Below are 23,797 nucleotides of genomic sequence, written 5' to 3'. Positions count from 1 at the left end.
GTTCGAACGCTCCCGATCAGGAACGGTAATCCGCGTTGATGCTCACGTAATCGTGCGACAGGTCGCACGTCCACACGGTGGCCTGCGCATCGCCGCGGCCGAGCAGCACGCGAATCGTGATTTCGCTCTGCTTCATCACGCGCTGGCCGTCCTCTTCCTGGTAGGCCGGATTGCGGCCGCCCGCCTTCGCGACAAGCACGTCGTCGAGATAGAGGTCGATCTTGCCGACATCGAGATCCGCGACGCCCGCATAGCCGATCGCCGCGAGAATCCGGCCGAGATTGGGGTCGGATGCGTAGAAGGCCGTCTTCACGAGCGGCGAATGGCCGATCGCGTACGCGATCTGGCGGCATTCGGCGACGCTCTTGCCGCCCTCGACCTGCACCGTCATGAATTTCGTCGCGCCTTCGCCGTCGCGCACGATCAGTTGCGACAGCACCTGCGCGACTTCCGTCACCGCATCGCGCAGCGCCGCATAGGCCGGCGAATCGGTCGACGTGATTGCAGGCAGCGTGCTCTTGCCCGACGCGATCAGGATGAACGAGTCGTTCGTCGACGTGTCGCCGTCGATCGTGATGCAATTGAACGAGCGGTCGGCAACTTCCTTCACGAGCGTGTCGAGCACCGGCTGCGCGACATTCGCGTCGAACGCGAGGAAGCCGAGCATCGTCGCCATGTTCGGCTTGATCATGCCGGCGCCCTTGCTGATGCCCGTCAGCGTGACCGTATGGCCGTCGATCGCGACCTGGCGCGACGCGGCCTTCGGCAGCGTGTCGGTCGTCATGATCGCCTGCGCGGCGTCAAACCAGTTCGCGGCCTTGCGGTTCGCGAGCGCGGACGGCAGGCCGGCCTTCAGGCGGTCGATCGGCAGCGGCTCGAGGATCACGCCGGTCGAGAACGGCAGCACCTGCGCCGACTCGATGCCCGCGAGGCGCGCGAGTTCCGTGCAGGTCTCGCGTGCGTTCACGAGGCCCGGCTCGCCGGTGCCGGCGTTCGCATTGCCCGTATTCACGACGAGTGCGCGAATGCTCGCGCCGCCCGCGCGCACCTTCGCCAGATGCTCGCGGCAGACGGTGACCGGCGCGGCGCAGAAACGGTTTTCGGTGAACACGCCCGCGACCGTCGCCCCTTCGTCGACGGAGATGACCAGCACGTCCTTGCGATTCGGCTTGCGGATGTTCGCTTCCGCCCAGCCGAGCGTGACGCCGGCGACGGGATGCAGTTGGGCGGGATCGATCGACGGAAAATTGACAGCCATGGGGCACACCTGCCGGATGGAAAATGCCGGCACATGCCGGCATCGATTGGAAGAACCAGCGGCCGCACGCGCGGGCCGCCGCAACTCACATCAGCACTCGAAGCTGCGAACGAAGCGGCACGCGTGACGCGCGCCGCCGTCGATCATGACAGCTTCCCGTGACAGTGCTTGTACTTCTTGCCGCTGCCGCACGGGCACGGATCGTTGCGGCCGACCTTCGGCAGCTCGCCGCCGGGGCCGCTGTGGGCCATTGCGCTGCCGACCATGTCGGCCGTCGCAGCGGCAGCCGCAACGGCCGCCCCGCCGGCCACCGGCGCGGCGGCTTCGGCAAACTCGGCGTGCTGGTACTCGACGTTCTCGAGATGGCCGCTGCGCTCCTCGATCTGCTCGGCCGCCTCCTCGAGCTGCTCCGGCGACTGGATCTGCACGTTCATCACGATCCGCGTGACTTCCTGCTTGATCGCGTCGAGCATCGCGGCGAACAGCTCGAACGCTTCGCGCTTGTATTCCTGCTTCGGGTTCTTCTGCGCATAGCCGCGCAGGTGGATGCCCTGGCGCAGGTGATCGAGCGCCGCGAGGTGTTCGCGCCACAGGCGGTCGACCGTCTGCAGCATCACCGAACGCTCGAACGCGCTGAACGATTCGCGGCCGACCATCGCGACCTTTGCGTCGTACTGCTCGTCTGCGGCCGTCATCACGGCATCGAGAATCTCCTCGGCCGTGATCGACGTCGACTCGTTCACCATTTCCTGGATCGCGAGGTCGAGCTGCCAGTCGTTGCGCAGCGCTTCCTCGAGCTCGGGCACGTCCCACTGCTCCTCGATGCTGCCTTCCGGCACGAACTGGCGGACGACTTCGGCGATCACGCCGTGGCGCATCGCGGTGATCGTCTCGGTGATGTCGTGTGCTTCGAGCAGTTCGTTGCGCTGCTGGTAGATGACCTTGCGCTGGTCGTTCGACACGTCGTCGTATTCGAGCAGCTGCTTGCGGATGTCGAAGTTGCGCGCTTCGACCTTGCGCTGCGCGGATTCGATCGAACGCGTGACGATGCCGGCCTCGATCGCCTCGCCTTCCGGCATCTTCAGGCGATCCATGATCGAGCGCACACGATCGCCCGCGAAGATGCGCAGCAGCGGATCGTCGAGCGACAGGTAGAAGCGCGACGAGCCCGGATCGCCCTGGCGGCCCGCACGGCCGCGCAGCTGGTTGTCGATCCGGCGCGATTCGTGGCGCTCGGTGCCGATGATGTGCAGGCCGCCCGCGGCCTTCACCTGCTCGTGCAGCGTTTCCCACTCGTCGTGCAGCTGCTGGATGCGGCGCGCCTTTTCGTCGGCCGGGATCGCTTCGTCGGCCTCGATGAACGCGGCCTGCTTCTCGGCGTTGCCGCCGAGCACGATGTCGGTGCCGCGGCCGGCCATGTTGGTCGCGATGGTGACGCGCTTCGGACGCCCGGCTTCCGCGACGATCGCGGCTTCACGCTCGTGCTGCTTCGCGTTCAGCACTTCGTGCGGCAGCCCGGCCTGCTTCAGCAGGTGCGACAGCAGCTCGGAGTTCTCGATCGACGTCGTGCCGACCAGCACCGGCTGGCCGCGCTCGTAGCAGTCGCGGATGTCGCGGATCACCGCGTCGTAGCGCTCCTTGGCCGTCTTGTAGATCTGGTCCTGCTTGTCGATCCGCTTCGGCGGACGGTTGGTCGGGATCACGACCGTCTCGAGACCGTAGATCTCGTTGAATTCGTACGCTTCGGTGTCCGCGGTACCCGTCATGCCCGCGAGCTTCGCGTACATCCGGAAGTAGTTCTGGAACGTGATCGATGCGAGCGTCTGGTTCTCGCTCTGGATCTTCACGTGCTCCTTCGCCTCGACGGCCTGGTGCAGGCCGTCGGACCAGCGGCGGCCGGCCATCAGGCGGCCCGTGAATTCGTCGACGATGACCACTTCGCCGTTCTGCACGACGTAGTGCTGGTCCTTGTGGAACAGCGTGTGGGCGCGCAGCGCCGCGTACACGTGGTGCATCAGCGTGATGTTCTGCGGCGCGTACAGGCTCTCGCCATCGCCGATCAGGCCCCATTCGGCGAGCAGCCGCTCGGCCTTCTCGTGGCCCGATTCCGTCAGGAACACCTGGCGCGACTTCTCGTCGAGCGTGTAGTCGCCCGGCTTCTCGACGCCCGTGCCGTCGGCCTTCTCCTCGCCGATCTGGCGCTCGAGCAGCGGCGGCAGCGCGTTCATCCGCACGTACAGTTCGGTGTGGTCCTCGGCCTGGCCCGAGATGATCAGCGGCGTGCGCGCCTCGTCGATCAGGATCGAGTCCACTTCGTCGACGACCGCGAAGTTCAGTGCCCGCTGCACGCGCGCGTCGGTCTCGTAGACCATGTTGTCGCGCAGGTAGTCGAAGCCGAACTCGTTGTTCGTGCCGTACGTGATGTCCGCCGCGTAGGCCTGCTGCTTCTGGTCGTGCTCCATGCCGGACAGGTTGATGCCGACCGACAGACCGAGGAAGTTGTAGAGGCGCGCCATCCATTCGGCGTCGCGCTGCGCGAGGTAGTCGTTGACGGTCACGACGTGCACGCCGCGGCCGGCCAGCGCATTCAGGTACACGGGCAGCGTCGCGACGAGCGTCTTGCCTTCGCCGGTGCGCATTTCCGCGATCTTGCCGTAGTGGAGCACCATGCCGCCGATCAACTGCACGTCGAAGTGCCGCATCTTCAGCACGCGACGGCTCGCCTCGCGGCAGACCGCGAACGCTTCGGGCAGCAGCTTGTCGAGCGACTCGCCGGCCGCGACCCGCTGGCGGAATTCATCCGTCTTGCCGCGCAACTGGTCGTCCGTCAGCTTCTCGATCTGCGTTTCGAGCGCATTGATCGTCGTGACGGTCTTTTGGTATTGCTTGACGAGCCGCTGGTTGCGGCTGCCAAAAATTTTCTGGAGAAAACCGGTTGTCATCGGATCGGATCCTGCGTCGCAGCACCGGCGCCCGGCGCGTGTTGCGCGCCCCGGCGCCCGAGCCTCGGCGGCTTAGCGAATTAGTGGACTCAAACAGTGAATTTTAGCACGCGGGGACGCGTGCGCCCGTGTCTCGGCCGGACGGGCATTGCGCGCCGAGGCCGCGCGGACGGGGCGAAAGCCGCCCGTGCACGAGCCGGCGCGGGTACAATCGGCGTCAACGTCCGCGCGCGTGCGCGCCCGAAGAATGCCTCGATGAACCGATTTTCCAAGCGTTTCGGCCCGCTCGCCGCGCATCGCCCGCAACCCGTGTCCGAAGTGCTCGGCCGCACCGACGCGTTCACTGCGCTGCGCGCCGGCGTCGAGCAGATCGCGTCGCTGCAGCGCGATCTGTCCGCGCTCCTGCCCGACTATCTTGCGAATCATGTCGATCCGGGCTTCATCAAGGACGGCACCCTGACCCTCTTTGCGGCGCACAATGCGCTGGCCGCGCGGCTGCGGCAGGTCGAACCGCGGCTGCTCGGCGATCTCCAGAAGCGCGGCTGGCCCGTCGCGACGCTGCGCGTGCGCGTGCGTCCGAAGGACGCGCCGGAGCCGCCGCACGTGAAGCAGGCGCGGATGACCTCGGTCGGAGCCGCCGCATTGCGCGACCTCGCCGACCACCTCGAACCGTCGCCGCTGCAGGCCGCGCTCGCGCGGATGGCGGCCCGGCACGGCGCGAAATCGCCGCGCTGAGCGCGCCGCCGGCGGCGGCCGGCCAATAAAAAAACGGCCCGCGGGCCGTTTTTTTATTGGCGATACCGAACGCCGGTCAGGCGAACGCAGTCTGCGCGTCGAACGCGAAGCCGCTCGGCGCGGCCTGCGGATCGTCGAACGTGACGATCTCGTATGCATCTTCGTGCGCGAGCAGCTCGCGCAGCAGCGCGTTGTTCAGCCCATGCCCCGACTTGTACGCGGTGTACGACGCCAGCAGCGGATGGCCGACCACGTACAGGTCGCCGATCGCGTCGAGCATCTTGTGCTTCACGAACTCGTCATCGTAGCGCAGCCCGTCGTTGTTCAGGATCCGGTACTCGTCGAGCACGATCGCGTTGTCCATGCTGCCGCCGCGCGCCAGGCCCAGCTCGCGCAGCATCTCGGCTTCGTGCGCGAAGCCGAACGTGCGCGCGCGTGCGATCTCGCGCACGTACGACGTATTCGCGAAGTCGACCTCGAGCTCCTGGCCCGTCTTGTCGACGGCCGGGTGGCGGAAGTCGATCGAGAACTTCAGCTTGAATCCGAAATACGGATCGAGACGCGCGAACTTGTCGCCGTCGCGGATTTCAACCGGCTTCGTCACCTTGATGAAGCGCTTCGGCGCGTTCTGCTCCTCGATGCCGGCGGACTGGATCAGGAACACGAAGGTCGCCGCGCTGCCGTCCATGATCGGGATTTCCTCGGCCGTCACGTCGACATAGAGGTTGTCGATACCGAGGCCAGCGCATGCCGACATCAGGTGCTCGACCGTCGACACGCGCGCACCATCCTTCTGCAGCACCGACGCGAGCCGCGTGTCGCCGATCGACATCGCCGATGCGGGAATGTCGACGGGCGTAGGCAGGTCGATGCGCGAGAAGACGATGCCCGTGCCCGGCGCGGCGGGACGGAGCGTCAGTTCAATCTTGCGGCCCGAGTGGAGACCGATGCCCACGGTCTTCACGATCGATTTGATGGTGCGCTGCTTCAGCATGGTGTTCTTCGTCTTGATTGAAGATATCAATCAGGAGTTATATTCGATAGATGAGATTATAGCGTAATTCCCTATTCAACGCTGTTTGAAACTGCGTATCAATCTGTTTCGGCAGTTTACCCGCGCAGATACGGGACGGGCCGATGCCCGGAACGGAGGCGTTTCCGGTCATCAGCCCGTGTTACAACTGTCCTGAGGCCGGTGAGCAGCGTTGCCGGCAGGCAACGGCGCACCGCGCGATCAGGACGTCAACGTTGCGAGAACACTCGCCGCATCGCTCACTTCGAATTTGCCCGGCGCCTCGACGGCCAGCGTCTTGACCACACCGCCGTCAATCACCATCGCGTAGCGCAGGGAACGAATTCCCATGCCACGCGCGGACAAATCCTGCGTCAGCCCCAGCGCATGAGTGAAAGCCGCGCTGCCGTCCGCCATCATGCGCACCTTGCCCGCGGTGTGCAGATCACGTCCCCATGCGCCCATCACGAATGCGTCGTTGACGGACACGCACCAGATCTCGTCGATCCCCGCCGAGCGCAGTTGCCCGGCGTGTTCGACGTAGCCCGGTACATGCTGCGCCGAGCAGGTCGGCGTGAAAGCGCCCGGCAATCCGAAGATCACCACCCGCTTTCCCGCGACCTGGTCGCGCACGCTGAAGGCATTCGGCCCCAGCGTGCACCCTTCGCGCGCGTCGTCGATGAACTCGAACAACTGCGCGTCGGGCAGCGCGTCGCCCACTTGAATCATGGCTGGTCCCTCATAGCGATACGGTTTTTCAGCGTGTTGCGGACAGCACGGCCCATCCCGCCCCGCCGAAGCGAAGAGGGCACGTTTCCCGGCCCGGCGTCGCATCCGACGCGGCCTGTCGTGGTCCGCAGCATCCGTCACGCCGGCGATACCGCGGCGATTCCGCCGCGGCTTCGCCTGTGTTTGCGTCAGTCAGCCTGCTTGCGCAGGAAAGCCGGGATGTCGTAGGTGTCGACACCCTTCTCCTGCAGCGCCTGCACGTGCGATGCCGCGGTTTCGCGCGAGTTGCGCCACACCGCCGGCGTATCGAGCGCGCCGTAGTCGGCCGTGCTGACGTGATGCGGCTGCGCATAGCCATGCGACACCGCGCTGACCGGCTGGTTGTCCGTACCCGTGCGCAGCAGCGTCATCGGAGCCGACTGCTGCTTCTTCGCCGCACGGCCCAGACCCGTCGCCACGACCGTCACGCGCAACGCATCGCCCATCGCGTCGTCGTACACCGCACCGAAGATCACCGTGGCATCTTCCGCCGCGTAGCTCTTGATCGTGTTCATCACTTCGCGCGTTTCCGACAGGCGCAGCGAACGGCTCGACGTGATGTTGACCAGCACGCCGCGCGCGCCCGACAGATCGACGCCTTCGAGCAGCGGGCTCGCCACGGCCTGTTCCGCCGCGAGGCGTGCGCGATCGACGCCGGCGACCGTTGCCGTGCCCATCATCGCCTTGCCCTGCTCGCCCATCACCGTCTTCACATCTTCGAAGTCGACGTTCACGAGGCCGTCCACGTTGATGATTTCGGCGATGCCTGCGACCGCGTTGTTCAACACGTCGTCCGCGCACTGGAAGCACTTGTCCATCTCGGCGTCGTCGCCCATCACGTCGAACAGCTTGTCGTTCAGCACGACGATCAGCGAGTCGACGTGATCCTCCAGTTGCTGCGAGCCTGCTTCAGCGACGCGCATCCGCTTGCCGCCTTCGAACTCGAACGGCTTGCTGACGACACCGACCGTCAGGATGCCCATCTCTTTCGCGATCTGCGCGACCACCGGTGCCGCGCCCGTGCCCGTACCGCCGCCCATGCCGGCCGTAATGAACACCATGTGCGCGCCGCGCAGTGCGTCGGCGATGCGCTCGCGCGCTTCTTCCGCTGCCGCACGGCCCATTTCCGGCTTCGCACCGGCGCCGAGACCCGTGTTGCCAAGCTGGATCACCGACGATGCACGCGAACGCGACAGCGCCTGGGCGTCCGTGTTCATCACGATGAAGTCGACGCCCTGCACGCCGCGGTTGATCATGTGCTGGACGGCATTGCCGCCAGCGCCGCCAACGCCGACCACCTTGATGATGGTGCCGTTGGTCTCGGTTTCCAGCATTTCGAATTCCATGTTGCCTCCGTCAAGAGAATGACTGCTAATCGGCCGTTATTCGGCAGGAGATCGGGCAACCCCCTGTCGCGCGCCAGCCGCCGGCACCAGCGCGAATTTCGATTCGGTTTGTCCCCAAGAAAACGCCGGGCCGCCCCAAGTTTTCTTGGCCCCCTCGGGGGGCAGGCTCGGCATGCCGAGCCGTGGGGGTGCTCAAAAGTTGCTCAGGAACCATTCCTTCATACGCGAGAACACCTGCCCCGCGTTGCCGGACTGCACGGCGACCTTGCGGCCGCGCATGCGCTGGGCACTGCCTTCGACGAGCAGCCCCATCGCCGTCGAGTAGCGCGGATTGCGCACGACGTCGGAGAGGCCGCCTGCATACTCCGGCGCGCCGATGCGCACCGGTTTCAGGAAAATGTCTTCGCCGAGCTCGACCATGCCCGGCATCATCGCGGCACCGCCGGTAATGACCACGCCGGAGCTCAGCAGTTCTTCGTAACCCGACTCGCGCACGACCTGCTGCACGAGCGAGAACAGTTCCTCGACGCGCGGCTCGATCACGGCCGCGAGCGCCTGGCGCGACAGCGTGCGCGGGCCGCGCTCGCCGAGGCCCGGCACTTCGACCATCTCGTCCGGATCGGCGAGCGCCTGTTTCGCGATCCCGTAGCCGACCTTGATGTCTTCCGCGTCCGGCGTCGGCGTGCGCAGCGCCATCGCGATATCGCTCGTGATCTGGTCGCCGGCGATCGGAATCACCGCGGTGTGGCGGATCGCGCCTTCGGCGAAGATCGCGATGTCCGTCGTGCCGCCGCCGACGTCGACCAGCACCACGCCGAGATCCTTCTCGTCTTCCGTCAGCACGGCCAGCGACGACGCGAGCGGTTGCAGGATCAGGTCGTTCACTTCCAGCCCGCAGCGGCGCACGCACTTGACGATGTTCTGCGCAGCGCTCACCGCGCCCGTCACGATGTGCACCTTCACCTCCAGGCGGATGCCGCTCATCCCGATCGGCTCCCGCACGTCTTCCTGGCCGTCGATGATGAATTCCTGCGTGAGGATGTGCAGCACCTGCTGGTCGGTCGGGATGTTGATCGCCTTCGCGGTCTCGATCACGCGCGCGACGTCGGTCTGCGTGACTTCCTTGTCCTTGATCGCGACCATGCCGCTCGAGTTGAAGCTGCGGATGTGGCTGCCCGCGATCCCCGTGAACACGTTGGTGATCTTGCAGTCGGCCATCAGCTCGGCTTCCTCGAGCGCGCGCTGGATCGACTGCACGGTGGCCTCGATGTTGACCACCACACCTTTCTTCAGACCCTTCGACTCGCTCTGGCCGAGGCCGATCACCTCGTAGTGACCCTCGCCTTTCAGCTCGGCGACGATGGCCACCACCTTCGACGTGCCGATGTCGAGGGAAACCAGCAGATCCTTGTAGTCTTTGCTCATAAAGTGCTCTTGCGTGTGATCTCTCGTTACTTCTTGCGCTTGTCGGTATCGGTCAGGAACCGCATGCCTGCCGCGCGAATCGCGAATCCGTTCGGATAGCGCAGATCCGCGTACTCGATGTCGTTGCCCCAACGCTCCGTGACGGCCGGCCAGGCCGCGACAAGGCGCTGGCTCCGGTCATGCAGCGTGTCGCTGTTGCGTTCCTTGCCCAGCTCGACCTGCATGCCGTTCGACAGCTTCACCGTCCACGCGTACCGCGCCGACAGCGTCACTTCTTCCGGCGCCGCCTTCAGCGGCGCAAACCATTTCCCGAAGTCCCGATACCGCGTGACGACTTCCTTCGCACTGCCCTCCGGGCCGTCGAACGCCGGCAGTTCCTTGTCGAGTTCGCCCTGGTTCGCGGTGAACAGCTCGCCGTCGACGCTCACCAGCTGGTCGCTGCCCCAGGTCCCGAGCGGTTTGTACTCCTCGAGCGTGACAGCCAGCGCATTCGGCCACACCCGGCGCACGCTCGCGTGGCGCACCCACGGCATCTGCTCGAACGCGGCACGCGCCGTGTCGAGATCGACCGTGAAGAAATTGCCCTTCAGCCGGCCGACCACGCCCGCGCGCACCGTCGGCGAGTTGATGTGCTCGGTGTCGCCGTCGATCCGGATTTCCCGCAGCGCGAACGTCGGGCGCTGGATCAGCCAGTAGCAGCCGGCCGCCGCCAACACGAGCAGCAGCAGCGCGTACAGCGCGCTGGCGGCAAGGTTGAGTTGGCGAACGTTGTTCCACATACGTCGTTTCGTTCCTGCGTCAGTCGTTGAGCGTGAGCGACAGCACCTTCACGACCAGCTCCGAATAGCTGATGCCGACCGCGCGCGCGGCCTTCGGCGGCAGCGAGTGGTCGGTCATCCCGGGGGCCGTGTTCACTTCCAGGAAATACGCATTGCCGGCCGCGTCGAGCATGAAATCCGCGCGGCCCCAGTCGGTGCAGCCGAGCACGTCGAACGCGCGGCGCGCGATGCGCTTCAGCTCCGCTTCCTGTTCGGCCGGCAGGCCGCACGGGATCAGGTACTGCGTATCGTCGGCAACGTACTTCGCGTGGTAGTCGTAGAACTCGCCCGCCGGCACGATCTTGATCAGCGGCAGGTCGAGATCGCCGGCGATGCACGCGGTGTATTCGCCGCCGCCCTCGATGCTCTTCTCGACGATCACGATCTTGTCGTGCGTCGCGGCTTCCTCCAGCGCGGCCGGCAGCGCGTCGGCCGTCTTCACCTTCAGCACCGCGACGCTCGAGCCTTCGCTCGCCGGCTTCACGAACAGCGGCAGGCCGAGCTTCGCGACGATGTCGGTCGCGCGCGCCGCGAGATCGTCGCCGCGCATCACCGTCTCGAACGGCGGCGTCGGCACACCCGTCTGCTGCCACACGAGCTTCGTGCGGAACTTGTCGAGACCAAGCGCCGACCCGAGCACGCCGCTGCCCGTGTAGCGGATCCCGTAGAAATCGAGCGCGCCCTGGATCTGGCCGTTCTCGCCGTAGCCGCCGTGCAGCGCGTTGAACGCGCGCACGAAGCCTTCGTCCTTCAGCGCCGACAGCGGCCGCTCGGCCGGGTCGAACGGATGTGCATCGACGCCCGCGTCACGCAGGCCCTGCAGCACGAGGCGGCCCGAGGTGAGCGACACCTCGCGCTCGGCGGATTCGCCGCCGAACAACACTGCCACCTTGCCGAAACGTTTCGGATCGATCCCGCTCATGTCATGCCTTCTGTTGTGTGTTCTGCACGAGCTTCGCCGGCACGCCGCCGATCGAACCCGCGCCCATCGTGATCACCACGTCGCCGTTGCGCGCGACCTTCGCCAATGCGTCCGGCACGTCGTCGACCGTCGCGACGAACACCGGGTCGACCTTCCCCACCGCGCGCAGCGCGCGCGACAGCGCGTCGCCGTTGGCCGTCGCGATCATGGCCTCGCCGGCCGCGTAGACTTCCGTCAGCACCAGTGCATCGACCGTCGACAGTACGTTGACGAAATCGTCGAAGCAGTCGCGCGTACGCGTGTAGCGGTGCGGCTGAAACGCCAGCACGAGGCGGCGGCCGGGAAACGCGCCGCGCGCGGCCGCGATCGTCGCCGCCATCTCGACCGGGTGATGGCCGTAGTCGTCGATCAGCGTGTACTGGCCGCCGTCCGCGGTCGGCACCTCGCCGTAACGCTGAAAGCGCCGGCCGACACCGTTGAATTCCGCCAGCGCCTGCTGGATCGCGTCGTCCGCCACGCCGAGGTCGGTCGCGATCGCGATCGCCGCGAGCGCGTTCTGCACGTTGTGCAGGCCCGGCATGTTCAGCACGACCGCGAGCGGTGCGCGCCCTTCGCGGATCACCGTGAAATACATCCGGCCGTCGCGCGCATCGATGTCTTCCGCGCGCACCTGCGCGTCCGGCGACAGGCCGTAGCGCACGACCGGCTTCGAGATGAACGGGATGATCTGCCGCACGTTCGGATCGTCGACGCACACGACCGCGCTGCCGTAGAACGGCAGGCGCTGCGTGAATTCGATGAACGCCTGCTTGAGCCGCGCGAAATCGTGGCCGTAGGTGTCCATGTGGTCGGCGTCGATGTTCGTGATGACTTCGATCACCGGATACAGGTTCAGGAACGACGCGTCCGATTCGTCGGCCTCGGCGACGATGAAATCGCCCGTGCCGAGCCGCGCGTTCGCGCCGGCGCTGATCAGCCGCCCGCCGATCACGAAGGTCGGATCGAGGCCGCCTGCCGCGAGCACGCTCGCGACGAGGCTCGTCGTCGTGGTCTTGCCGTGCGTGCCGGCGATCGCGATCCCCTGCTTCAGGCGCATCAGCTCCGCGAGCATCACCGCGCGCTGCACGATCGGCACGCGCTGGTGGCGCGCGGCCAGCACTTCCGGGTTGTCCGAGCGCACGGCCGTCGACACGACGACCGCGTTCGCGCCCTCGATGTTCGCCGCGTCGTGGCCGATCGCGATCCGTGCGCCGAGCGCCTGAAGACGATCGGTCACCGCATTGCGCGACAGGTCCGAGCCGCTGACCTCGTAGCCGAGGTTGACGAGCACTTCGGCGATGCCGCTCATGCCCGCGCCGCCGATCCCGACGAAATGAATGTGTTTGACGATATGTTTCATTGCAATATTTCCAGGTTCGCGCCGGCCACCTTCGCGCAAACGCGCGCGACTTCATCGGTGGCCTCGGGCTTCGCCAATGAGCGCGAACGCTCCGCCATGTCCGCGAGCGACGCCCGCGTCTGGCCGCGCAGCCAGTCGGCGAGCAAATCCGCCGACAGGTCGCGTTGCTGCACCAGCACCGCCCCGCCCGCATCCGCGAGGAACGCGGCGTTGGTCGTCTGGTGATCGTCGACCGCGTAAGGGAACGGCACGAACAGCGCCGCCACGCCCACCGCCGCGATCTCCGACACCGTCATCGCGCCCGAGCGGCAGATCACGAGATCCGCTGCCGCGTACGCAGCTGCCATGTCGTCGATGAACGGCACGAGCCGCACGTCATCGCCGGCCGCGAAACCGGCCGCTTCGTAATTCGCCTTCAGCGCGTCGATATGCTTCGCGCCGGCCTGGTGCACGATGCGCGGGTGTTCGCCCGGCGCCAGCATCGCCAGCGCGCGCGGCACGACTTCGTTCAGCGCGGCCGCGCCGAGGCTGCCGCCGACGACCAGCACGTTCAGCGGGCCGCTGCGCGATGCATAGCGTGCTTTGGGCGCTTCCGTGCGTGCAAGTTCCGTGCGAATCGGGTTGCCGGTCCATTCCGCGTGCGGCAGCGCACCGGGGAACGCGACGAGCACGCGTTTCGCGAATTTCGCGAGCACCTTGTTCGTCAGGCCCGCGATCGAATTCTGTTCGTGCAGCACGAGCGGACGGCCCGACAGCGCTGTCATCACGCCCGCCGGGAACGTGATGTAGCCGCCCATCCCGAGCACGACGTCCGGCCGCACGCGGCGCAGCGCGCCAAGGCTCTGCCAGCATGCGCGCAGCAGGTTGAACGGCAGCGTCAGCTTGGTCTTCAGGCCCTTGCCGCGCAACCCGCCGAACCGCACGTATTCCATCGGAATGCCGTGCTTCGGCACGAGCGTCGCTTCCATCCCGGCCGGATTGCCGAGCCACACGACGCGCCAGCCCGCCGCTTCCATCCGGTGCGCGACCGCGAGCCCCGGGAACACGTGGCCCCCGGTGCCGCCTGCCATCACCATCAGCGTGCGTCGCGACGCGGTCATACCTTCCCTCCCCGCATCAGTACGCGATTTTCGTAGTCGACCCGCAGCAGCACCGCGAGCGCGACGCAGTTCAGCAGAATGCCGGAACCGCCATAGCTCACCAGCGGCAGCGTCAGGCCCTTGGTCGGCAGCAGCCCGAGGTTCACGCCCATGTTGATGAACGTCTGCGCGCCGAACCAGATGCCGATTCCCTTCGCCGTCAGCCCAGCGAACGTGCGGTCGAGTGCGAGCGCCTGGCGGCCAATCTCGAAAGCGCGACGCACAATCCAGTAGAACAGCAGGATCACGACCATCACGCCGACGAAACCGAGCTCCTCGCCGATCACCGCGAGGATGAAGTCGGTATGCGCTTCGGGCAGGTAGTTCAGCTTCTCGACACTGCCGCCGAGGCCGACGCCGAACCACTCGCCGCGGCCGAACGCGATCAGCGAGTGCGTGAGCTGGTAGGCCTTGCCCTGCGCGTAGCGCTCGTCCCACGGATCGAGATACGCGAAGATCCGCTCACGACGCCACGGCGACAGCCACACGAGCATCGTGAAGGTGCCGACCGCCGTCGCGACGAGGCCGCCGAACAGCTTGCCGTTCACGCCGCCGAGGAACAGCACGCCCATCGCGATCGCGGCGATCACCATGAACGCGCCCATGTCCGGCTCGAGCAGCAGCAGCGCGCCGACGAGGCCGACCGCGCACGCCATCGGCAGGAAGCCCTTCGCGAAGCTCTGCATGTACTCCTGCTTGCGCACCGTGTAGTTCGCCGCATAGATCGTCACCGCGAGCTTCATGACTTCCGACGGCTGCATGTTCGTGATGCCGAGCGGAATCCAGCGGCGCGCGCCGTTCACGCCCTTGCCGACGTGCGGGATCAGCACGATCACGAGGCTGACGAGCGCGATCAGGAAGAGATGCGGCGCGTACTTGTCCCACGTCGACACCGGCACGCGGAACGCGATGACCGCCGCGACGAACGCGACGACGAGCGACACGCAGTGGCGCATCAGGAACGCGTAATCGTGATACGACGCGTATTTCGGCGAATCGGGCATCGCGATCGACGCCGAGTACACCATCACGACGCCGAGCCCGAGCAGCGCGATCGCCACCCACAGCAGCGAATAGTCGAAGTCGAGCATCCGCGAGCGGCTCGGGCGCACGCCGTTGACGACGCTCGCGAGGCCGCCCGTCGCGGCACGCGTGGCCGACGCGACGCGACCGCCCGCGGCGTTGCCGCCGGCATCGCGCCGGTCGTTGAAACGGGAGACGAGGCGATCGGACCAGCTCATGGCGTCGCTCCTTTGTCGATGGCGATTTCGTCGACCGCCGCACGGAACACATCCGCGCGATGGGCGTAGTTCCTGAACATGTCGAGGCTCGCGCACGCGGGCGACAGCAGCACCGCATCGCCCGGCTCCGCCAGGTCGGCCGCTGCATGCACCGCACCTTCTAGCGTTGCGTGATCGGCGAGCGGCACGCCCGTTTCGGCGAGCGTGTCGCGGATCGCCTGCGCATCGCGGCCGATCAGCATCACCGCGCGGCACCAGCGCGCGACCGGCGCGACCAGCGGCGCGAAATCCTGCCCCTTGCCGTCGCCGCCGGCGATCAGCACGATCTTCTGCGCGAGCCCGTCGAGCGCGGCGACCGTCGCGCCGACGTTCGTGCCCTTGCTGTCGTCGACGTAGTCCACGTCGTCGATCGTCGCGATCACTTCGACGCGATGCGCTTCGCCGCGGTATTCGCGCAACGCGTGCAGCAGCGGCGCAGCCGGCAGGTCGATCGCACGCGCGAGCGCGAACGCGGCCAGCGCGTTCGCCGCGTTGTGCAGCCCGCGAATCCGCAGCGCGTCGGCCGGCATCAAGCGCTTCTGCGCGATGTCGGGCGTATGCGCGGCGTCGCGCTTGCGCCGGCGGGTCGGCGCCGCTTCCTCCGGCGCGTCGCGATCGACGGCTTCCACCAGCCATGCGATGCCGTTGTCGCGCGACAGCCCGTAGTCGCCGTCCTGGGTCGGCTCGTTCAGGCCGAACGTGACCGTGCGCGGCGCGTCGGCCACGCCCGCTACCGGCGCGAACTTCATCACGACCGCGTCGTCGCGGTTCAGCACGCGCGTCGTCGTCGCGCCGAAGATCCGGCCCTTTGCATGCGCGTACGCATCGAAGCTGCCGTGCCAGTCGAGGTGGTCCTGCGTGATGTTGAGGATCGCGGCCGCATCGGGCGCGAACGTGCGCGCGGTCTCGAGCTGGAAGCTCGACAGTTCGAGCACCCACACGTCGGGCAGCGCCGTTTCGTCGATCGCGCCCGCGAGCCGGTCGAGCATCGCCGGGCTGATGTTGCCTGCGACGGCAACCTTCTTGCCCACGCGCTGGCACAGCAGGCCCGTGAGGCTCGTCGTCGTGGTCTTGCCGTTGGTGCCGGTGATCGCGAGCACCTTCGGCTGGTAGCCGCTCGTGCCGAGCGCGCGCAGCGCCTGCGCGAAGAATTCCAGCTCGCCCCACACCGCGATCCCGCGCTCGTTCGCGGCCCCGACCAGCGCCGCGAGCGCCGGTTCGAGCGGCGACAGGCCGGGGCTCAGCCCGACGATCTCGACGCCGCCGTCGAGCAACGCGGGCGCGAACGGCCCGCCGACGAACTCCGCATCGATGCCTTCTGCCTGCAGCGCGGCAAGGTTGGGCGGCGCCTCGCGGGTATCGGCAATCCGCAGCCGGCACCCGTGCCTCGCGCACCATCGCGCGATCGCGAGACCCGATTCCCCGAGCCCCAGTACGAGCACCATCGGCCGTTGCCGATCTCCAAACATCTCGCCAGACATCCTTGTTACCTTTCCTTTACCGCAGCTTGAGGGTGGTCAGACCGAACAGGCACAGCATCAGCGTGATGATCCAGAAACGCACCACCACCTGCGTTTCCTTCCAGCCGGACAATTCGAAATGGTGATGCAGCGGCGCCATCTTCAGCAAGCGCCGCCCTTCGCCGTAGCGCTTCTTCGTGTACTTGAACCACGAAACCTGCAGCATCACCGACAGCGTTTCCGCGACGAAGATGCCGCCCATGATGAACAGCACGATTTCCTGGCGCACGATCACCGCGACCGTGCCGAGCGCGCCGCCGAGCGCCAGCGCGCCCACGTCTCCCATGAACACCTGCGCGGGGTGCGTGTTGTACCAGAGGAACGCGAGCCCTGCCCCGCCCATCGCGGAACAGAAGATCAGCAGCTCGCCCGCGCCGGGAATGTGCGGGAACAGCAGGTATTTTGAATACACCGCGCTGCCCATCACGTACGCGAACACACCGAGCGACGCGCCGACCAGCACGACCGGCATGATCACGAGGCCGTCGAGGCCGTCGGTCAGGTTCACCGCGTTGCTCGCGCCGACGATCACGAAGTAGGTCAGCACGATGAAGCCCCAAACGCCGAGCGGGTAGCTGATCGACTTCAGGAACGGCAGCATCAGGTCGGCGCGTGCCGGCAGCCCCATCGACAACCCGCTGCGCACCCACGCCATGAACAGGTCGAACACGCGCACGTTGTTCGCCTCGGACACGCTGAAGGCGAGGTAGACGGCCGCGAACAGACCGATCACCGACTGCCAGAAATACTTTTCGCGCGACGACATCCCGCGCGGATCCTTGTGGACGACCTTGCGGTAATCGTCGACCCAGCCGATCACGCCGAAACCGAACGTGACGAGCATCACGATCCAGATGAAACGGTTCGTCAGGTCGCCCCACAGCAGCGTCGCGACCGCGATGCCGATCAGGATCAGCACGCCGCCCATCGTCGGCGTGCCGGACTTGACGAGGTGCGTCTGCGGACCGTCCTTGCGCACGGCCTGCCCGACCTTCATTTGCGTCAGCTTGCGGATCACCCACGGTCCGCACACGAGCCCTATCCCCAGCGCGGTGATGGTGGCCATCACCGCCCGGAACGTGAGGTACGTGAACAAGCGCAAAAAGCTTGCGTCTCCTTGCAGCCATTGCGCCAGCGCCAGCAGCATGCTTCCTTCCTTCTACTCAGTGGGCAGCGGGCGTCGCGCCCGCTGCGGGTTGGTTCGTCAGCGCGTCAACCACGCGCTCCATCTTCATGTACCGCGAGCCCTTCACGAGCACCGTCGCCTGCGCGCCGTAGCCCGCCGCGAGCAGCGCCGACACGAGCGCGCCGACGTCGTCGAAATGGCGGGCCGTGTCGCCGTATGCCGTACAGGCATCGCGCGACGCATCGCCGAGCGCGAACAGCGCGTCGATCCCTCGCTCGCGCGCATAGGCACCGATCTCGCGATGGAATGCCGGCCCTTCGTCGCCGACTTCGCCCATGTCGCCGATCACCAGCACGCGCGGCGCCGGATGCGCGGCGAGCACGTCGATCGCGGCACGCATCGAATCGGGGTTCGCGTTGTACGTATCGTCGACGACCGTCGCGCCCGCGAGGCTGCCGGCGATCGCCTGCTTCACCTGCAGCCGGCCCTTGACCGGCTCGAACGATTCGAGGCCCTGCCTGATCGCCGACAGCGCGACGCCGGCGCCCAGCGCCGCGGCCGTCGCGGCCAGCGCGTTGCGCGCGTTGTGCTCGCCGAGCGCACGCAGCCGCACCGTGACGGCGCCGGCCGGCGTGTCGATCGCGAGTTCGCCGCCTTGCAGACGGCCCGTGACCTGCGCTTCGGTCTGCCGGTCGGCATCGTTCAGCGCGAAATCGAGGATCCGGTTGCCCGTCGCCGCGACGCGCCAGATGCCCGCGTACGCATCGTCGGCCGGGAACACCGCGACGCCGTCCGGCGGCAGCGCGTGAATCACGGCCGCGTGTTCGAGCGCGACGGCTTCGACCGTCGCCATGAATTCCTGGTGCTCGCGCTGCGCGTTGTTGACGAGCGCGACCGTCGGCGCCGTGAGACGCGCGAGGATTTCGGTCTCGCCCGGGTGGTTCATCCCGAGCTCGATCACCGCGAGGCGATGCGCGGCCGACAGGCGCAGCAGCGTCAGCGGCAGGCCGACGTCGTTGTTCAGGTTGCCGGCGGTTGCGAGCCGCGCGTCGGTGCCGACCGCCGCCGCGAAGATCGACGCGATCATTTCCTTGACGGTCGTCTTGCCGTTGCTGCCCGTCACCGCAACGAGCGGCAGCGGGAATCGTTTGCGCCAGCCGTGCGCGAGCGCGCCGAGCGCGGCGCGCGTTTCGCCGCCTTCGATCGCCGGCATCGCGAGGCCCGCCGGCACGTGCGCGACGAGCGCCGCGGCAGCTCCGCGCGCCGCGACATCGCCGAGGAAGTCGTGCGCATCGAAGCGCTCGCCCTTCAGCGCGACGAACAGGTCGCCCGGGCCGACCGTGCGGCTGTCCGTCGACACACGGTCGAACGTGACGCCCGCGTCGCCGTGAACGGTTGCGCCGGGAATCAGGCGAGCGGCTTCGTCGAGGCTGAGCATCGTCATTCGCCGCCTCCCTTGCCGTGCGTCGCTCGCGCTGCCAGCGCGAGCCGCGCGTGATCCTGGTCGGAGAACGTACGTTTCTTGCCCATGATTTCCTGCGTCGCCTCGTGGCCCTTGCCGGCCAGCACGACGACATCCTCGCGTGCAGCGCCGCGCACGGCCTGCAGGATCGCGCTCGCGCGATCCTCGATCCGGCGTGCGCGAGCGGGCACGGTCATGCCCGCGACGATCTGGTCGATGATGCGCTGCGGATCTTCGCTGCGCGGGTTGTCGCTCGTGACGACGATTTCGTCGGCGAGCCGCTCCGCGATCGCGCCCATCAGCGGCCGCTTCGTCGCGTCGCGGTCGCCGCCGCAGCCGAACATGCACACGAGCCGGCCGCCGCGCGCCGCGGCGATCGGGCGCAGCGCGTCGAGCGTCTTCTCGAGCGCGTCGGGCGTGTGTGCGTAGTCGATCACGACGAGCGGTTCGTCGTTCTGCAGCCGCCCGCCAAGCCGCTGCATCCGGCCGTTGACGGACTCGAGCCGCTCGATCTCGGCGAGTGCCGCGTCGAACGGCACGTCGGCCGCGAGCAGCGAGCCGAGCACGGCGAGCAGGTTGCTGACGTTGAACGTGCCGAGCGTGCCGACTTCGACGTCCGCGTTGCCCCACGACGAACGCAGGCGGAATGCCGTGCCGGTCGCGGTAGCGCGCACGTCGAGCGCAACCAGCTCGCGATCGGCGTCGGGCGCCTGCGCGTCGCCGATCCCGTACCCGATCGTGCGCACGCGGCCGGCCAGCTTCTCGAGCAGGCTTTGGCCGGCTGCGTCGTCGCGGTTGACGACCGCCGCGCGCAGGCCACGCCATGCGAACAGCTTCGCCTTCGCCGCCTCGTACGCGTCGAACGTGCCGTGATAGTCGAGGTGATCCTGCGTGAGATTCGTAAATACCGCGATGTCGAACGCCGTACCGTTCACGCGCCCCTGATGCAGCGCGTGCGACGATACTTCCATCGCCACGGCCCGCGCGCCCGCGTCGCGCAACTGCGCAAGGCTGCGCTGAAGCTGCGACGCGTCGGGTGTCGTGAAGCCCGTCGGCACGAGCTGGCCTGGCATCCCGCTGCCGAGCGTGCCGATCACCGCGCACGGCTGGTGCAGCGCCGTCAGCGCGGCGGCGATCCACTGCGTGCACGAGGTCTTGCCGTTCGTACCGGTCACGCCCACCGCAAGCAGGCTGTCGCTCGGATCGCCGTACCAGCCGCTGGCGATCTCGCCGGCGAGCTGGTCGAGCGCCGGCACCGCCAGCGCGACGGGCACGGCCGGCGCGGCGGCCAGCCCTTCCGGTTGATACAGCACGGCGGCCGCACCGCGTGCGACGGCGTCGGCAATGAAGGCGCGGTTGTCTGCCCCGTCGACCGCATACGCGACAAACACGTCGCCAGCCTCGAGGCTGCGCGTGTCGGCATGCAGTTGTGCCGCGGGGGCCACATGCTGACGCAGCCACGCAAGCGCGGCTGCGATCTGCTGATGCGCCGGATGGGAACTGCGGGCGGCGCTCATCGAACAACTCCTGGTGAATTACGCGTCGTGCTGGACACGATCATATGCTTCGCACCGCCCCCCGCGGCCAGCTTTTGCGGCCCCGCTGCGGAAGGTGCTGCCGGCGAATCGTCAGACACGACAAGCTGCTTGATCGGCATGTTCGGCGGCACGTTCAGCGCACGCATCGTGTCGCCGGCGATCGCCGAGAATACGGGGCCGGACACCTGACCGCCGAAGTGGCTGCCGGCGGTCGGCTCGTCGACCGACACCGCGACGACGATGCGCGGATTCGGCATCGGCGCCATGCCGACGAACGATGCGCGGTACTTGCGCGTATAGCCATGGCCTTCATGCTTGTACGCGGTACCGCTCTTGCCGCCGACGCGATAACCCGGCACGGCCGCATCCGGCGACGTGCCGCCCGGCGCGACCACCGTCTCGAGCATCGCGCGCACTTCGCGCGCGGTGGTCGGGTTGAACACCTGCGTGCCCGCGACCTGCTGGTTGGGGTCGGTCTTGAAAATGGTCACGGGCATCAGCTCGCCATCGTGCGCGATCGCCGTGTACGCCCGCGCGAGCTGGAACAGCGACACCGACAGGCCATAGCCGTACGACATCGTCGCCTGCTCGATGCGGCGCCAGCTCTTCCACGGCCGCAAGCGGCCGGCCACCGCGCCCGGGAAGCCGACCTTCGGCGCCTGGCCGAGGCCGATGCTGGTATACATATTCCACATTTCCTCGGGCCGCATCGTCATCGCGATCTTCGTCGCGCCGATGTTGCTCGACTTCTGGATCACGCCGCCGACCGTCAGCGTGCCGAAACCCGCGTCGTCGGTGATCGGCGCGCCGTCGAGCACGAAATGCCCGTTGCCCGTCTCGACGAGCGTGTTCGGCGTCACGCGATGCAGGTCGAGCGCGAGCGACACCGTGAACGGCTTCATGATCGAACCCGGCTCGAACACGTCGGTCATGATCCGGTTGCGCAACTGCTCGCCCGTCATGCGCGAGCGGTCGTTCGGGTTGTACGTCGGGTAGTTGACGAGCGCGAGCACCTCGCCCGTGCGCACGTCGACGACCATCGCCGCGCCGGCCTTCGCCTTGAACTTCTCGACGGCGGCCTTCAGGTTCGCGTACGCGATGTACTGGATCTTGCTGTCGATCGACAGGTCGACATCGGTTCCATTGTGCGGCGGGATCTGCTCGGCGACGTCCTCGACGATGTGCCCCATCCGGTCCTTGATCACGCGGCGCACGCCCGACGTGCCGGACAGCATCTTCTGGTCGCCCAGTTCGACGCCCTCCTGCCCTTCATCCTCGACGTTCGTGAAGCCGATCAAGTGCGCGGTGATCTCGCCTTCCGGATAGAAGCGCTTGTATTCGTTGCGCTGATAGATGCCCGGAATGTCGAGCGCGGCGACCTTGTCCGCGATGTCGATCGGCACCTGGCGCTTTACGTAGACGAAACCCTTGTCTTGCGACAGCTTCACGCGCAGCTCCTTCGACGTCATGCCGAGGAGCTTGCCGAGCTGGTTGACCTTGTCGGCGTCGAGATCGTCCGGCACCGCGTCGGGAATCGCCCAGATCGCACGCACCGGGAGGCTCGTCGCGAGCACAAGCCCGTTACGGTCGAGGATCTTGCCGCGCGTCGCGGGCAGCTCGAGCGTGCGCTGGTAGCGGCTTTCGCCCTGCTTCTGGTAGAACGCGTTGCCGGGCCCCTGGATCCAGAACGCCCGCGCGGCCAGCGCGACGAACGCCATGAACAGCATGAACACGACGAGCTTCGAGCGCCACATCGGCAGGTGCACACCCAGCACGGGGCTCGATGTGAATTTCACGTTCTGGCGCTTTTGCGACGGCTTCATCGCGCGCCCCCCTTGCCCTTGCCGGCCGTGTCGGCCGAAGCAGGGATCGGCGCGTCGATCGCCTTCGCGGCGCCCGGCGGCAGCGTCAGGTATTGCGTGCGGCCGGTCGTGATCGGCTGCATCTTCAGCGAATCGTTCGCAAGCTGCTCGATGCGCGACGTCTTCGACAGCGCGCTCTGCTGATATTGAAGCTGCGCATAATCCTGCTGGAGCTGACGCTCCTGCGACTGCGCGCGCTGCAGCTGGATGAAGATCTGCCGCTGCTGGTTCGTCGAGTTGACGACCGACAGCGCGCAGCCCATCACGATGATCAGCAGGAAGATATTGAAGCGGCTCATGGCGTGACGCGCTCCGCAATGCGCATCACGGCGGACCGGGCGCGCGGATTCGCGGCGACCTCCGCTTCACTCGGAAACTGGCGGCTGATGATCTTGAGCGGCGGGCTCGGGAGATCGACGGCACGGATCGGCAGGCGACGATCGACCGCAGGCGCACTGGCGTGCGCCTGCATGAATCGCTTGACGATCCGGTCCTCGAGTGAATGAAAGCTGATGACCACCAGCCGCCCCCCTTGCTCCAGCAACGACAGTGCCGCGTCTAGTACGACTTGCAGGTCCGCAAGCTCTTGATTGACGTGAATCCGTATAGCCTGAAAGGTGCGGGTTGCCGGATCCTTGCCCTTCTCACGGGTTTTGACGACGTGACCCACGATTTGGGCAAGCTCGCCCGTGGTGTCGAGAGGCCCAAGACGGTCGGACTCTGCCCGGCGAGCAACAAGCGCCTTTGCAATCTGAAAAGCAAACCGTTCTTCCCCATAATCTCGTATCACCTCCGTCAATTCCTGCACCGAAGCCCGCGCGAGCCATTCGGCTGCCGACTCGCCACGCGTCGGATCCATTCGCATGTCCAGCGGACCATCGGCGCGGAAGCTGAAGCCGCGCGCCGGATCGTCCACCTGCGGCGAGGACACGCCCAGGTCCAGCAACACACCCGACACCTTCTCGACGCCGCGCGCCGCAAGCGCGTCGCGCATCGAAGCAAAGCTGTCATGCACGATCGAGAAGCGCGCATCCTCGATGCCCTGCGCCGTCTCGATCGCCCTCGGATCCTTGTCGAACGCGATCAGCCGCCCGGCCGCCGCCAGCCGCGCGAGCACCGCGCGGCTGTGGCCGCCGCGCCCGAACGTGCCGTCGACATAAACGCCGTCCGGCCGCGTCACGAGCGACTCGACCGCTTCATCCAACAGCACTGTCCGATGCTGCAATTCGTTTCCCATCGCGGGCG

The 23,797-nt window shown here is 67.1% G+C and carries 19 protein-coding genes; 1 reads left to right on the top strand and 18 read right to left on the bottom strand.

The window, feature by feature from the left end:
- Positions 1 to 16: 16 nt before the first annotated feature.
- The gene (gene argJ / locus FPJ27_RS21725; RefSeq protein ID WP_204425693.1) at positions 17 to 1,258 is read right to left on the bottom strand and encodes a bifunctional glutamate N-acetyltransferase/amino-acid acetyltransferase ArgJ; all 1,242 of its coding nucleotides are present in this window, start codon (positions 1,256 to 1,258) and stop codon (positions 17 to 19) included.
- Positions 1,259 to 1,401: 143 nt separating this feature from the next.
- Entirely contained in the window at positions 1,402 to 4,200 is a 2,799-nt protein-coding gene (secA, locus tag FPJ27_RS21720) for a preprotein translocase subunit SecA (RefSeq protein ID WP_072436388.1), read from the bottom strand.
- Between the two features lie 255 nt (positions 4,201 to 4,455).
- Between secA and FPJ27_RS21715 the strand changes: the two genes are divergently transcribed.
- Entirely contained in the window at positions 4,456 to 4,935 is a 480-nt protein-coding gene (locus FPJ27_RS21715) for a DUF721 domain-containing protein (RefSeq protein ID WP_047899724.1), read from the top strand.
- A 76-nt stretch (positions 4,936 to 5,011) separates the two neighbouring features.
- On the opposite strand, the gene lpxC is transcribed toward FPJ27_RS21715, so the two are convergent.
- From lpxC to rsmH, 16 genes are all read right to left on the bottom strand, one after another.
- Positions 5,012 to 5,929 carry a UDP-3-O-acyl-N-acetylglucosamine deacetylase gene (lpxC, locus tag FPJ27_RS21710; RefSeq protein WP_047899723.1) on the bottom strand — a complete coding sequence of 306 codons (918 nt, stop codon included), beginning with the start codon at positions 5,927 to 5,929 and terminating at the stop codon, positions 5,012 to 5,014.
- Between the two features lie 240 nt (positions 5,930 to 6,169).
- Positions 6,170 to 6,676 carry a peroxiredoxin gene (locus FPJ27_RS21705; protein WP_072436389.1) on the bottom strand — a complete coding sequence of 169 codons (507 nt, stop codon included), beginning with the start codon at positions 6,674 to 6,676 and terminating at the stop codon, positions 6,170 to 6,172.
- Positions 6,677 to 6,864: 188 nt separating this feature from the next.
- On the bottom strand, positions 6,865 to 8,061 hold the full coding sequence (ftsZ, locus tag FPJ27_RS21700; RefSeq protein WP_006477012.1) for a cell division protein FtsZ: 1,197 nt from the start codon (positions 8,059 to 8,061) through the stop codon (positions 6,865 to 6,867).
- Between the two features lie 192 nt (positions 8,062 to 8,253).
- Complete coding sequence (gene ftsA / locus FPJ27_RS21695; RefSeq protein WP_034182640.1) at positions 8,254 to 9,486, bottom strand: cell division protein FtsA; 1,233 nt, start codon at positions 9,484 to 9,486, stop codon at positions 8,254 to 8,256.
- A 26-nt stretch (positions 9,487 to 9,512) separates the two neighbouring features.
- A complete protein-coding gene (locus FPJ27_RS21690; protein WP_034182639.1) occupies positions 9,513 to 10,265 on the bottom strand; it encodes a cell division protein FtsQ/DivIB in 753 nt (250 codons plus the stop codon).
- A gap of 19 nt (positions 10,266 to 10,284) precedes the next feature.
- A complete protein-coding gene (locus tag FPJ27_RS21685) occupies positions 10,285 to 11,226 on the bottom strand; it encodes a D-alanine--D-alanine ligase (protein ID WP_059236317.1) in 942 nt (313 codons plus the stop codon).
- 1 nt (position 11,227) lies between these two features.
- Entirely contained in the window at positions 11,228 to 12,625 is a 1,398-nt protein-coding gene (gene murC / locus FPJ27_RS21680; protein ID WP_175963137.1) for a UDP-N-acetylmuramate--L-alanine ligase, read from the bottom strand.
- Positions 12,622 to 13,725 (bottom strand): undecaprenyldiphospho-muramoylpentapeptide beta-N-acetylglucosaminyltransferase, encoded by a 1,104-nt coding sequence (gene murG / locus FPJ27_RS21675; protein WP_072436392.1) that lies wholly within the window; start codon positions 13,723 to 13,725, stop codon positions 12,622 to 12,624. The genes murC and murG overlap by 4 nt, the downstream gene beginning before the upstream one ends.
- Complete coding sequence (gene ftsW, locus FPJ27_RS21670) at positions 13,722 to 15,005, bottom strand: putative lipid II flippase FtsW (protein ID WP_072436393.1); 1,284 nt, start codon at positions 15,003 to 15,005, stop codon at positions 13,722 to 13,724. Before ftsW ends, murG begins: the two co-directional genes overlap by 4 nt.
- Entirely contained in the window at positions 15,002 to 16,513 is a 1,512-nt protein-coding gene (gene murD, locus FPJ27_RS21665) for a UDP-N-acetylmuramoyl-L-alanine--D-glutamate ligase (protein WP_204426337.1), read from the bottom strand. Before murD ends, ftsW begins: the two co-directional genes overlap by 4 nt.
- Positions 16,514 to 16,541: 28 nt before the next feature.
- The gene (mraY, locus tag FPJ27_RS21660) at positions 16,542 to 17,711 is read right to left on the bottom strand and encodes a phospho-N-acetylmuramoyl-pentapeptide-transferase (protein ID WP_006477019.1); all 1,170 of its coding nucleotides are present in this window, start codon (positions 17,709 to 17,711) and stop codon (positions 16,542 to 16,544) included.
- 16 nt (positions 17,712 to 17,727) lie between these two features.
- On the bottom strand, positions 17,728 to 19,134 hold the full coding sequence (gene murF / locus FPJ27_RS21655) for a UDP-N-acetylmuramoyl-tripeptide--D-alanyl-D-alanine ligase (RefSeq protein WP_204425691.1): 1,407 nt from the start codon (positions 19,132 to 19,134) through the stop codon (positions 17,728 to 17,730).
- Entirely contained in the window at positions 19,131 to 20,669 is a 1,539-nt protein-coding gene (locus FPJ27_RS21650) for a UDP-N-acetylmuramoyl-L-alanyl-D-glutamate--2,6-diaminopimelate ligase (protein ID WP_204425689.1), read from the bottom strand. The genes murF and FPJ27_RS21650 overlap by 4 nt, the downstream gene beginning before the upstream one ends.
- Complete coding sequence (locus FPJ27_RS21645) at positions 20,666 to 22,513, bottom strand: penicillin-binding protein 2 (RefSeq protein WP_034182631.1); 1,848 nt, start codon at positions 22,511 to 22,513, stop codon at positions 20,666 to 20,668. Before FPJ27_RS21645 ends, FPJ27_RS21650 begins: the two co-directional genes overlap by 4 nt.
- A complete protein-coding gene (gene ftsL / locus FPJ27_RS21640; RefSeq protein ID WP_009694564.1) occupies positions 22,510 to 22,851 on the bottom strand; it encodes a cell division protein FtsL in 342 nt (113 codons plus the stop codon). Before ftsL ends, FPJ27_RS21645 begins: the two co-directional genes overlap by 4 nt.
- Positions 22,848 to 23,789 carry a 16S rRNA (cytosine(1402)-N(4))-methyltransferase RsmH gene (rsmH, locus tag FPJ27_RS21635; protein ID WP_034182630.1) on the bottom strand — a complete coding sequence of 314 codons (942 nt, stop codon included), beginning with the start codon at positions 23,787 to 23,789 and terminating at the stop codon, positions 22,848 to 22,850. Before rsmH ends, ftsL begins: the two co-directional genes overlap by 4 nt.
- Between the last annotated feature and the right edge of the window lie 8 nt (positions 23,790 to 23,797).

The organism is Burkholderia sp. MS455 (assembly GCF_016899445.1).
Classification (GTDB): Bacteria; Pseudomonadota; Gammaproteobacteria; order Burkholderiales; family Burkholderiaceae; genus Burkholderia; species Burkholderia pyrrocinia_C.
The sequence above is the reverse complement of the archived record's forward strand: the minus strand, read 5'-3'. Positions and strand labels throughout refer to the sequence as shown.

Excerpts from the sequence above, each read along its gene's own strand:
- FPJ27_RS21645 (WP_034182631.1), bottom strand. The coding sequence starts at position 22,513 with ATGAAGCCGTCGCAAAAGCGCCAGAACGTGAAATTCACATCGAGCCCC.
- FPJ27_RS21705 (WP_072436389.1), bottom strand. The coding sequence starts at position 6,676 with ATGATTCAAGTGGGCGACGCGCTGCCCGACGCGCAGTTGTTCGAGTTC.
- secA (WP_072436388.1), bottom strand. The coding sequence starts at position 4,200 with ATGACAACCGGTTTTCTCCAGAAAATTTTTGGCAGCCGCAACCAGCGG.
- ftsW (WP_072436393.1), bottom strand. The coding sequence starts at position 15,005 with ATGAGCTGGTCCGATCGCCTCGTCTCCCGTTTCAACGACCGGCGCGAT.
- mraY (WP_006477019.1), bottom strand. The coding sequence starts at position 17,711 with ATGCTGCTGGCGCTGGCGCAATGGCTGCAAGGAGACGCAAGCTTTTTG.
- murD (WP_204426337.1), bottom strand. The coding sequence starts at position 16,513 with ATGTTTGGAGATCGGCAACGGCCGATGGTGCTCGTACTGGGGCTCGGG.
- murC (WP_175963137.1), bottom strand. The coding sequence starts at position 12,625 with ATGAAACATATCGTCAAACACATTCATTTCGTCGGGATCGGCGGCGCG.
- ftsL (WP_009694564.1), bottom strand. The coding sequence starts at position 22,851 with ATGAGCCGCTTCAATATCTTCCTGCTGATCATCGTGATGGGCTGCGCG.
- argJ (WP_204425693.1), bottom strand. The coding sequence starts at position 1,258 with ATGGCTGTCAATTTTCCGTCGATCGATCCCGCCCAACTGCATCCCGTC.
- lpxC (WP_047899723.1), bottom strand. The coding sequence starts at position 5,929 with ATGCTGAAGCAGCGCACCATCAAATCGATCGTGAAGACCGTGGGCATC.
- ftsA (WP_034182640.1), bottom strand. The coding sequence starts at position 9,486 with ATGAGCAAAGACTACAAGGATCTGCTGGTTTCCCTCGACATCGGCACG.
- murG (WP_072436392.1), bottom strand. The coding sequence starts at position 13,725 with ATGACCGCGTCGCGACGCACGCTGATGGTGATGGCAGGCGGCACCGGG.
- rsmH (WP_034182630.1), bottom strand. The coding sequence starts at position 23,789 with ATGGGAAACGAATTGCAGCATCGGACAGTGCTGTTGGATGAAGCGGTC.
- FPJ27_RS21685 (WP_059236317.1), bottom strand. The coding sequence starts at position 11,226 with ATGAGCGGGATCGATCCGAAACGTTTCGGCAAGGTGGCAGTGTTGTTC.
- FPJ27_RS21650 (WP_204425689.1), bottom strand. The coding sequence starts at position 20,669 with ATGAGCGCCGCCCGCAGTTCCCATCCGGCGCATCAGCAGATCGCAGCC.
- FPJ27_RS21690 (WP_034182639.1), bottom strand. The coding sequence starts at position 10,265 with ATGTGGAACAACGTTCGCCAACTCAACCTTGCCGCCAGCGCGCTGTAC.
- FPJ27_RS21715 (WP_047899724.1), top strand. The coding sequence starts at position 4,456 with ATGAACCGATTTTCCAAGCGTTTCGGCCCGCTCGCCGCGCATCGCCCG.
- murF (WP_204425691.1), bottom strand. The coding sequence starts at position 19,134 with ATGACGATGCTCAGCCTCGACGAAGCCGCTCGCCTGATTCCCGGCGCA.
- ftsZ (WP_006477012.1), bottom strand. The coding sequence starts at position 8,061 with ATGGAATTCGAAATGCTGGAAACCGAGACCAACGGCACCATCATCAAG.